Origin of the sequence: Streptomyces sp. NPDC037389, assembly GCF_040636475.1 — a bacterium.
Classification (GTDB): Bacteria; Actinomycetota; Actinomycetes; order Streptomycetales; family Streptomycetaceae; genus Streptomyces; species Streptomyces hesseae.
This window is the reverse complement of sequence record NZ_JBEZUS010000074.1, coordinates 1-1,165: the sequence shown is the minus strand read 5'-3', so window position 1 is coordinate 1,165 and position 1,165 is coordinate 1. Positions and strand designations below refer to the sequence as shown.

Genomic DNA, 1,165 nt, shown 5'->3' with positions numbered 1-1,165 from the left:
ACTACTGAGGTTTTCGTTAGTTCTGTGGGTGCAGGGGCTTCAGTAGTGTGAGGATGCCGGTGTGCCTTCTGAGCCTGCGTCTGTCGTTTCCGAAGTGTCCGTTGCGCCGCTGACGCGGCCGCAGTTGGCCGAGGCCCGGCGTATGCGCGCGGTCGAGTTGTTCGAGCGAGGACGTCCTCAGTCCGAGGTCGCTCGGATGGTGGGGATGCACCCTGAGAGCGTGCGCCGGTGGAAACGCCTGTGGGAGCAAGGCGGGGCTCAAGCGTTGCGGCGACGGCCGGCCACTGGCCGGCCGCCCAAGCTGGATGACACCCAGGCCGAGTCGGTCCGGGCCGCGTTGGAACAAGGCGCCCAGGCGCACGGGTTCGAGGCCGACTTGTGGACCCTGGAGCGGGCCGGAGTGGTGGTTGAGCGGGTGACGGGGGTGACGCTGGCGCGGGCCTCGGTGTGGCGGCTGCTGACCGGGCGGCTGGGATGGAGTCTGCAGCGTCCCAAGCGTCAGGCCGTGGAGCGGGACGACTCGGAGATCGCCCGGTGGGTCGCCCAGGAGTGGCCGCGCGTCAAAAAGGGGCGGTGAAGAAACGTGCATGGATCGTGTTCTTCGACGAATCAGGAGTGTCGCTGCTGCCGCAGGTGCGCCGCACCTACGCGCCCCGCGGCCGTACTCCCGTGCTGCGGCACCGGCTGAACTGGAAACGCGCGGGGATGGCTGCCGCGCTGGGCTACCACGCCACCGACCCCGGGCGTGGTCCGCGGCTGTGCTTCCACCTCAAGCCCGGCAGCTACGACACCACCTCGCTGATCGAGGTGCTGGAACAGGTCAGGACCTTCTACGCCGGTGAGCCGGTGGTGCTGGTCTGGGACGGGCTGTCCGCGCACTGGAGCCGGGGCATGCGCGCCTGGGCAGCCGATCAGGACTGGCTCACCTTGGAACGGCTGCCCGCTTACGCGCCCGAGCTCAACCCGGTGGAACTGCTGTGGTCGTCCATCAAAGCCCGTGAGCTGGCCAACCTCGCCGGCGACCACCTCGCCGACGTCGCCGATGCCGCCGAACGCGGCATCCACCGGGTCTGTTCCGACGAACAACTCCCCTGGTCCTTCCTCACCCACACCGGACTGACAATCCACCCCCAACCACCACAGAACTAACGAAAAACTCAGTAGG

2 protein-coding genes are annotated in these 1,165 nt (G+C 68.0%); both read left to right on the top strand.

Features of this window, described 5'->3' with window-relative positions; all coding sequences use genetic code 11:
* Nucleotides 1-94: 94 nt before the first annotated feature.
* Complete coding sequence (locus AB0E98_RS33850) at nt 95-577, top strand: winged helix-turn-helix domain-containing protein (protein WP_361710344.1); 483 nt, start codon at nt 95-97, stop codon at nt 575-577.
* Nucleotides 574-1,149, top strand: a complete 576-nt coding sequence (locus tag AB0E98_RS33845; RefSeq protein WP_361710341.1) for a transposase — start codon at nt 574-576, stop codon at nt 1,147-1,149. Before AB0E98_RS33850 ends, AB0E98_RS33845 begins: the two co-directional genes overlap by 4 nt.
* Nucleotides 1,150-1,165: the final 16 nt, after the last annotated feature.